The organism is Taibaiella chishuiensis, assembly GCF_003014535.1.
Taxonomy (GTDB): domain Bacteria; phylum Bacteroidota; class Bacteroidia; order Chitinophagales; family Chitinophagaceae; genus Taibaiella; species Taibaiella chishuiensis.
The window spans coordinates 1-1,237 of sequence record NZ_PYGD01000024.1; the positions used below are offsets into that span (position 1 = coordinate 1).

General features: G+C 39.9%; 1 protein-coding gene. It reads left to right on the forward strand.

The genetic code is table 11. The annotated features are described in order from the left end of the window. The first annotated feature begins 215 nt into the window (after positions 1-215). Positions 216-1,202 (forward strand): IS110 family RNA-guided transposase, encoded by a 987-nt coding sequence (locus tag B0I18_RS24885; protein WP_106525481.1) that lies wholly within the window; start codon positions 216-218, stop codon positions 1,200-1,202. Positions 1,203-1,237: the final 35 nt, after the last annotated feature.

Consider the following 1,237-nt stretch of genomic DNA (forward strand, 5'->3'; position numbering starts at 1 on the left):
CCTTTAGATAAAAAAGAGATAAATAAAAGAAGTAGGAACTTTGAAAAGGAAACGGGGTGAACTTGGCTGCGGCACAGATATCAAGGTCTACGCGGCGTATTAGTCCCCGCTTCCTTCTCAGGTTGCTACAGGCCTATTTAGAATAGTAAGTCCTCGAAGACTAATTAAAGGTCTTAGGCTAAGCAACCCTTTTATTTAACCTTAAACGCAAAGTTATGGAAGTACACTACATTGGAGCCGATCTTTCCAAGAAAAGTATCGACCTGGCTTCCCATTCATCAAAACAACATCTAAGGATCGAAAACGAAGCTTCTGGTTTTAAGCTTATGTTACAGTGGCTTAAACAGCATAATGCTGGCATTGAAAACACCGTTGTAGTCATGGAACATACAGGTCTTTACAGTGTCAAGTTTGAAGCTTTTTTAAGAACACACCATATTGCCTTCGTCAAAGTATCCGCCCTGGATATAAAACGGTCCATAGGAATGGTAAGGGGTAAAAATGATAAACTAGATGCAGTGCGGATTGCAGCCTATGGTTACCAGAAAAGGGAAAGCCTTAAAATAGAAGGGCCATCGGATGCTAATATAGAACGGCTACAATTGCTTCATAGCAGTAGGGAACGGCTTGTAAAGCATAAAGCTGCGCTATTATCTGCCATAAAAGAGTATGATAACCTGGGAATAAAGAAGACAGATCTGTTGCTTAAATCCCAACTAAAAGTAATAGCTGTCATGGAACAGCAGATTGCGGCCCTGGAGGAACAAATGGAGCAAATCATCATTGATAATAGTTCTCTCCATAACACTTACCAGCTTTTAACAAGCATTAAAGGCGTGGGAAAGGTACTATCCATAGCTACAATAATTAAAACCAGGAACTTTACCAAGTTTAGCAATGCCAGAAAGTTTGCTTGCTTCTGTGGCACAGCTCCCTTTGATCACGAGTCCGGTTCCAGCATCAAGCGAAGAAAGCGGGTGAGCCATCTGGCCGACAAGAAAATGAAGTCACTACTTGACTTATCAGCGAAATCCGCTATGAGATATGACCCTGAACTAAAAGAATTTTACCAACGAAGAACGGAAGCCGGCAAAGCTAAAATGAGCACAATCAATATTATCAGAAATAAAATCATTTATAGAATGTTTGCCGTCATAAAGCGACAATCACCTTTTGTTCCTAATTATATTAGCGTTGCTTAATTTTTTTTTGTTTAAGTGTTGATCTTAGAATACGC